Source organism: Bacillus cereus group sp. BceL062 (genome assembly GCF_051780025.1).
Taxonomy (GTDB): Bacteria; Bacillota; Bacilli; order Bacillales; family Bacillaceae_G; genus Bacillus_A; species Bacillus_A toyonensis.
The window spans coordinates 269,089-276,086 of the sequence record NZ_JBPWGY010000008.1; the positions used below are offsets into that span (position 1 = coordinate 269,089).

Here is a 6,998-nt window from a genome sequence, read left to right on the forward strand (position 1 = left end):
TTTTTGTTTTCTATCACTATTTTTGATTGTTTTTGGTTATTTGTGAATGAATATGGTTGATTTTTGTGATCGTTTTCATTATACTGTAATCAAAGAAGAGGTGAGTAAAATGTTAACTCCTGAACGTCATCAAATGATATTGCAACTTGTAAAAGAACAGAAAGTAGTTAAATTACAGCAATTAGTTGAAAGAACAGAAAGCTCTGAATCAACAATTCGTCGTGATTTAGCACAATTAGAAAAACAAAGGTTATTAAAAAGAGTTCATGGTGGTGCCTCTGTTTTAACAGCAAAGGGACAGGAGCCAACGATGATTGAAAAATCATCCAAAAACATTCAAATAAAACATCAAATTGCTAAGTATGCAGCTACTATTGTGGAACAAGGGGATTGTATTTATTTAGATGCAGGAAGTACAACATTTGAAATGATTCCATTTCTAATAAATAAAGATGTTACTGTCGTGACGAATGGACTTATGCATATTGAAGCTTTAGTTGAAAATAATATTCGTGCGTATTTACTAGGCGGAATGATGAAGAGTAGGACGAAGGCTTTAATTGGTGCGATGGCACAGGAAAGTATGCAGAAGTATCGCTTTGATAAATGTTTTTTAGGAGCGAATGGCGTACATGAACAGTTTGGTTTTACAACACCAGATCCAGAAGAAGCGCTTTTAAAACAAATGGCATTAACATTAGCGAACGAAGGGTATTTCTTAATTGATGAAAGTAAGTTTTCAGAAGTTGCGTTTGCGAAAATTGCCAATGTTGAAGATGCAAATATTATTACAAACCATTTAGAAATTGATTTAGAAAAATATAAAAGACAAACCAATGTAATTGAGGCTGATAAACAATGATCTATACAGTTACTTTAAACCCATCTATTGATTATGTAGTACAAGTTAATTCTTTTGATTTAGGCACAGTAAATCGAGCAGAGAAAGACATGAAGTTTCCTGGAGGAAAAGGGATTAATGTTTCTCGCGTTCTTCATCGTTTAGGTGTTGGAAATGTTGCACTTGGATTTACTGGTGGATTTACTGGTCAGTTTATTCAAGATGTATTACATGATGAAGGTGTAACAACAAATTTCGTCCAAGTAGATGAAGATACTAGAATTAATGTAAAAATAAAAGGGGAAGAAGAAACAGAATTAAATGGACAAGGTCCTATTGTGACAAAAGAACAGTTTGGACAATTGATGAAAAAAATTGAAAGTATGCAACGTGAAGATTGTGTTGTACTTGCTGGAAGTATACCGGCTTCTATTCAAAATACCTTTTATGAATCAATTGCTGCGTTGGGAGCTGAAAAAGGTATTCGTGTAGTAGTAGATGCAAGTGGAAGTGCACTGCAACATGTAATTAAAAATAAGCCATTTTTAATAAAGCCAAATCATCATGAACTTGGTGAGTTATTTGGAGTGGAGCTTTCAACGGTAGAAGAGATTTTACCGTATGGAAGAAAATTAGTCGAACAAGGTGTAGAGAACGTTATTGTATCAATGGCCGGAGATGGAGCTTTATTATTTACGGCAGAAGGTATATATGAAGCAACTGTTCCAAAAGGTGTTGTTATTAATTCAGTTGGGGCAGGAGATTCTCTCGTTGCTGGATTTGTAGGTAAATACGAACAGACAAAAGAAATTGAAAAGGCATTCCAATATGGCGTTGCAACAGGGAGTGCAACAGCATTTTCGGCAGATTTATGTAAAAAGGAAAAAGTAGAAGAATTATTGTCGCAAGTAATTGTAGTTAAGCGATAGGGGGAAGTAACATATGAAAATTACAGAACTATTAAAAAGGGATACAGTCATTATGAATTTGACAGCTTCAAATAAAGAAGCTGTCATAGATGAATTAGTTGAGAAATTAAGTGGGGCAAATCGTTTAAATAGTAAAACGGAATTTAAAGAAGCTATTTTAAAGCGGGAGTCCCAAAGTACGACTGGAATTGGGGAAGGCATTGCCATACCTCATGCGAAGACGAAGGCTGTTAAGCAACCGGCGATTTGTTTCGGTAGAAGTGTAAGCGGTATCAATTATGAATCTCTTGACGGACAGCCTGCACATTTATTCTTTATGATTGCTGCAAGTGAAGGAGCAAATAATACACATTTAGAAACGTTGTCCCGTCTTTCTACATTATTAATGGATGAAGGATTTCGCAAGCAATTATTAGAAGCAAAGGATGAAGAGGAACTTCTTCGCTTATTTGATGAAAAAGAGAATGAAAAAGAAGAAGAAGTTGAAGTAGCGAAACCAGAAGGGGATGAACCATACGTATTAGCTGTTACAGCTTGTCCGACTGGAATCGCTCACACATATATGGCTGCTGATAGTTTGAAAGCGAAAGCGGCAGAGTTAGGGATTGCGATTAAAGTTGAAACGAACGGATCAACAGGTATAAAAAACGGTTTAACGAAAGAGGACATTGAACGCGCAACGGCCATTATCGTTGCGGCAGATAAACAAGTAGAAATGAATCGTTTTGCTGGAAAACATGTCATTCAAGTGCCGGTAGCTGATGGGATTAGAAAAACGGAAAAGCTTCTTAATCGAGCTGTCAAACAAGATGCACCAATCTTTAAAGGTGTAAAAGAGAATGGGAAGTCAGAGAGTATAGAGAAAGAAAAAGGATTAGGAATTTATAAGCATTTAATGAGTGGTGTAAGTAATATGCTTCCGTTCGTTGTTGGCGGTGGAATTTTAATAGCGCTAGCGTTTTCGTTTGGTGGTATAAAGGCGGAAGGTCCATTAGCTGAATTGTTCATGTCTATTGGTGGAGGAAAAACAGGGGCGTTTTTATTCCTTGTACCAATTTTAGCTGGATTTATTGCGAGTTCTATTGCTGATCGTCCTGGTTTTATGCCTGGTGTTGTCGGAGGATTTTTAGCGGCACATGCGAATGCTGGATTTTTAGGAGGATTAATTGCTGGTTTCTTAGCTGGATATGTTGTTTTAGGATTGAAAAGATTATTTTCAGGATTACCAGCGCAGTTAGAAGGAATTAAACCTGTTTTGTTATATCCAGTCTTTGGATTGTTAATTACAGGAGTTGTAATGCAAAAAGTAGTAAATCCACCTGTAGTAGCATTGAATGAAATGTTAACAGGATGGTTAAATGGTTTGAACGGTACAAATGCTATATTACTAGGTCTTATTTTAGGTGGTATGATGGCAATCGATATGGGTGGTCCAATTAATAAAGCCGCATTTACATTTGGTATTGCTGCAATAGAAGCGCAGAACTTTGGAGTTCACTCTGCTGTTATGGCTGGTGGTATGGTACCGCCACTTGCAATTGCATTTGCAACTACATTCTTTAAAACGAAGTTTACAGAAGCGGAACGTAAATCTGGTTTAACAAATTATATTATGGGAGCATCGTTTATTACAGAAGGTGCAATTCCATTTGCAGCTGCAGATCCGATTCGAGTAATTGTAAGTTGTGTTGTTGGTTCAAGTATTGCAGGCGCGTTATCTATGTTATTCCAAATTACATTACCGGCACCACATGGTGGGTTATTTGTTATAGCATTAGTAAATAAACCGTTGCTATATATTTTCTCTATATTAGTAGGGACAGTTATTTCTGCTCTTATGATGGGAATTTGGAAAAAGAAAGTTAAATAATAAATGAAAAAGGAGTAGCTGCTATAAGCTACTCTTTTTTATTACAAAAAAAGAGATTAATAATTGGAGAATGATGTTTTATGGTAAAAGATGTAATGGAATATGATTTTTTTGTAACAAAACAGTAATACTGTAATTTTTTTTGGAAAAAAATTTTCATGCTTGTATGTGGAAAATATATGAAAAATATTGGGGTTTCTATTGAAAATGCATTTCATTAATATGGAAATTTATGTTACAACTCGTTAATCGTATATTACGAATGCTTTGTAATTGTGTGATTTCTAAAAAACTAAAAAATCTGTTGCTATAATGAAAATACGAAAACAAAGCAAATGGAGGCTATTCATGAAAAAATTATTAGGTATAGCAACAGCGGCAGTTTTTGGTCTTGGGATTTTTGCAGGTTCTGCGAAAGCAGAAACGATTGTAACAACAGACGTATTAAATGTGAGAGAAAACCCAAATGTAGAGTCAAAGCTTGTAGGTAAAATGTTAAGTGGAAATAAATTAGATGTTATAAATACAGAAAACGGATGGTCGAAAATTAAATTAGACGGTAAAGAAGCATTTGTAAGTGCTGAATTTACTAAAAGTACGTATTATGTAACTGCGAACGTATTAAATATTCGTGCTGGAGCGAATACTGACTCTGAAATTCTTGGTAAATTTAATAAAAATGATTTGATTGAAACGACAAATCAAGTTCAAAATGAATGGTTACAATTCGACTACAATGGAAAAGTTGCATATGTTCACGTACCATTTTTAACAGGAGAAGCACCTGTGATTGAAAAGAAAGAAGTTGTAACGCAAGAAGAACCGGCTAGAGTAAATCCGTCGGTTAAAAATAATACGGCAGTTAAGAGCAAAGAGTCTGTTAAAAATGTAGAATCAAGTAAGCCTGTAGCAAAGGAAAAGCCAGCTGCGAAACCAGTTAAGAAATCTGCTGAAACAAATGCACCTGCTGGCGGTCGTGAAATAACAGTAGAAGCGACGGCGTATACAGCAAATCCGAGTGAGAATGGTACGTATGGTGGTCGTGTGTTAACTGCAATGGGGCATGATTTAACAGCGAATCCAAATATGAAAGTAATTGCTGTTGATCCAAAGGTAATTCCACTTGGATCGAAAGTATGGGTAGAAGGATATGGAGAAGCGATTGCTGGAGATACTGGTGGTGCGATTAAAGGAAATCGCATTGATGTATTAGTGGGCTCAGATGGTAGTGCTAATAGCTGGGGCCGTAAGTCTGTAAAAGTGAAAGTTATACAATAGTGTATATGTATTAATTTAAAAAGCGGTTGCTTACATATTTTCAAGCAACCGCTTTTTATGGATTATTGAAAGGGATAAATAGTTGTACCTGTAAGAATTTTATATGCACTGCAAAATTGAGTCTGCATATACTCTGTATTTTTATTTTCTGGATGTAATGTTGTTTCTTGGAGCATAGAATGAAAAGAACGTAGCAAACAATTTAGAGCGAAGTATAATTCTTCTTGTGAACAGTTTTGTTCTTTTGTAGCAGTGGCTAAAATGAGGTCTTTTGTTAAAGATGAAAAATTAATGGTAGATTGTTTCATAGTCAACTCATCCTCTCAAATCTATTTTTTATCATGTGTATGCAGAATTGGACAAACTATGTTCTTTTTTATATGAAATTTCATGTACCAGAATGAAAGAACTTGCAATCGTACCGTTAAAATTGTTAAGATTGGATATAATCAATAGATGGAGTATATTACATAAAGAGAGTTGAATGATATGGGAGAAATGCAACGCGAAAAGGTTGCTGTCATCATTGGACCAACTGCTGTTGGAAAGACGAAGTTAAGTATTGACCTTGCCAAAGCGTTGAATGGTGAAATTATAAGTGGAGATTCCATGCAGATTTATCGCACGATGGACATTGGAACCGCAAAGGTGACAAAAGAAGAGATGGACGGAATTCCACATTATATGGTCGATATAAAAGATCTGGAAGATTCATTTTCTGTCGCAGAATTTCAAGAACGTGTTCGTAAACATATTCGAGAAATTACAGAGCGGGGTAAATTACCGATTATTGTTGGTGGAACCGGTCTTTATATACAATCAGTTTTATTCGATTATCAGTTTACAGATGATGCTGGTGATGCTATATACCGAGAGCAAATGGAAAAGCTAGCTCAAGAACGTGGTGTGGAATATGTACATGAAAAATTGCAAGAAGTAGATCCAGAAAGCGCGGAGCGTATTCATGCTAATAATGTGCGTCGTGTCATTCGGGCGTTAGAAATTTTCCATACGACGGGCGAAAAAATGAGTGATCAACTCGAAAAACAAGAAAACGAGTTATTATATGATGTTTCATTAATTGGCTTGACAATGGATCGAGAAATGCTATACGATCGCATTAACTTACGAGTGGATTTAATGATGGAACAAGGTTTATTAGAGGAAGTAGAAGGGCTGTATAATCGTGGGATAAGAGATTGTCAATCTATTCAAGCGATTGGGTATAAAGAGGTATATGATTATTTTGAGAATCGTGTCTCTTTAGAAGAAGCGGTATCACAATTAAAGACGAATTCACGTCGTTATGCAAAACGTCAATTAACGTGGTTCCGTAATAAAATGGATGTCACATGGTTTGATGTTACAGATGGTGAAAAAACGTCAGAAATTTTACGATACATAGAAGGAAAGTTACAACTAAAGTCGAATAATAGTAAGTAGAGAAAAAGAGGAGGATTCGACATGAAGCAATCAATCAATATTCAAGATCAGTTTTTAAATCAACTCCGTAAAGAAAATACGTTTGTTACGCTGTACTTATTAAATGGTTTCCAGCTTCGTGGATTAATTAAAGGATTTGATAATTTTACAGTCCTACTGGAAACAGAAGGTAAGCAACAGCTTATTTATAAACATGCAATTTCTACATTCGTACCACAAAAAAATGTTTCGATTGAATTAGAGTAGTAATGAATTATTGTACATAACAAAAAAAGAGCGAGTTTCTGAAGTGACCCCTAAAAGTTAGACACGGTTATTTCATTAGGCAGCTTGATCCAAATGAGTCCGGTATTGCACCGGGCTCATTTTTAATTTTGCCTTTATCCGTTTCGTATTATAATAATCTACATATTTTTCTAATTCTATTTTAAAATGATCTACACTTTCAAACTCTTTTATGTAGAGGAATTCCGACTTCATGATCCCGAAGAAATTCTCCATTACTGCGTTGTCATAACAGTTTCCCTTTCGAGACATACTCTGCACAATACCTCTTGATTCAAGTGTCCGGGCATATTGTTTCATTTGATAATGCCACCCTTGATCTGAATGCATCAATAGTTGGTGATTTTCCGGT

Annotated in this window: 8 protein-coding genes; 6 read left to right on the top strand and 2 right to left on the bottom strand. The window is 35.4% G+C overall.

The features are described 5' to 3' along the window. Positions 1-109: 109 nt before the first annotated feature. The 4 genes from ACS2MN_RS19985 (at position 110) to entD (ending at position 4,918) form a co-directional block, all read left to right on the top strand. Positions 110-862, top strand: a complete 753-nt coding sequence (locus ACS2MN_RS19985) for a DeoR/GlpR family DNA-binding transcription regulator (protein WP_000957289.1) — start codon at positions 110-112, stop codon at positions 860-862. Next, on the top strand, positions 859-1,770 hold the full coding sequence (gene pfkB / locus ACS2MN_RS19990; protein WP_000640840.1) for a 1-phosphofructokinase: 912 nt from the start codon (positions 859-861) through the stop codon (positions 1,768-1,770). Before ACS2MN_RS19985 ends, pfkB begins: the two co-directional genes overlap by 4 nt. Before the next feature lie 13 nt (positions 1,771-1,783). Then, entirely contained in the window at positions 1,784-3,640 is a 1,857-nt protein-coding gene (locus ACS2MN_RS19995) for a PTS fructose transporter subunit IIABC (RefSeq protein ID WP_000704650.1), read from the top strand. A 348-nt stretch (positions 3,641-3,988) separates the two neighbouring features. After that, complete coding sequence (gene entD, locus ACS2MN_RS20000) at positions 3,989-4,918, top strand: cell wall-binding protein EntD (protein ID WP_000734606.1); 930 nt, start codon at positions 3,989-3,991, stop codon at positions 4,916-4,918. Between the two features lie 62 nt (positions 4,919-4,980). Here the strand turns inward: entD and ACS2MN_RS20005 are convergent, their stop codons facing one another. Next, complete coding sequence (locus tag ACS2MN_RS20005) at positions 4,981-5,226, bottom strand: hypothetical protein (RefSeq protein ID WP_000814417.1); 246 nt, start codon at positions 5,224-5,226, stop codon at positions 4,981-4,983. Positions 5,227-5,407: 181 nt separating this feature from the next. Here ACS2MN_RS20005 and miaA point away from each other — a divergent pair, with 181 nt between their 5' ends. Both miaA and hfq read left to right on the top strand, forming a co-directional pair. Then, positions 5,408-6,361, top strand: a complete 954-nt coding sequence (gene miaA / locus ACS2MN_RS20010) for a tRNA (adenosine(37)-N6)-dimethylallyltransferase MiaA (protein WP_098805606.1) — start codon at positions 5,408-5,410, stop codon at positions 6,359-6,361. Between the two features lie 21 nt (positions 6,362-6,382). Beyond that, on the top strand, positions 6,383-6,607 hold the full coding sequence (gene hfq, locus ACS2MN_RS20015; protein WP_000813896.1) for an RNA chaperone Hfq: 225 nt from the start codon (positions 6,383-6,385) through the stop codon (positions 6,605-6,607). A gap of 75 nt (positions 6,608-6,682) precedes the next feature. Here hfq and ACS2MN_RS20020 read toward each other — a convergent pair. Continuing rightward, the coding region (locus ACS2MN_RS20020) for an IS3 family transposase (protein ID WP_438894758.1) at positions 6,683-6,998 on the bottom strand (316 nt) is incomplete at its 5' end.